We start from the raw sequence: 275 nt of genomic DNA, 5'->3' as shown, positions 1-275 counted from the left end.
GCTGTACGTTCCCACCAGCCTCAACCTGGTGAAGATGAAGCCGCTGCGCGGCACCGCGCTGTTCATCCTCGACGCCAAGCTGGTGTTCAAGCTGGTGGACAACTTCTTCGGCGGCGACGGCCGCCACGCCAAGATCGAGGGCCGCGAGTTCACCCCGACCGAACTGCGGGTGGTGCGGAGGGTGCTGGAGCAGGCCTTCGTCGATCTGAAGGAAGCCTGGCAGGCGGTGCTGGAGATGAACTTCGAGTACGTCAACTCGGAGGTCAACCCGGCCA

At 64.0% G+C, this 275-nt stretch carries 1 pseudogene; it reads left to right on the top strand.

What is annotated here, in order from left to right:
• Positions 1–275 (top strand): annotated as a pseudogene (locus ACLJNW_RS24930) (flagellar motor switch protein FliM); the annotation flags it as partial.

The organism is Salmonella sp. SAL4457, from assembly GCF_046548235.1.
In the GTDB taxonomy this organism is placed as follows: Bacteria; Pseudomonadota; Gammaproteobacteria; order Enterobacterales; family Enterobacteriaceae; genus Salmonella; species Salmonella enterica.
Note: the sequence above shows the minus strand (reverse complement) of the source record. Positions and strands in the feature narration are given on the sequence as shown.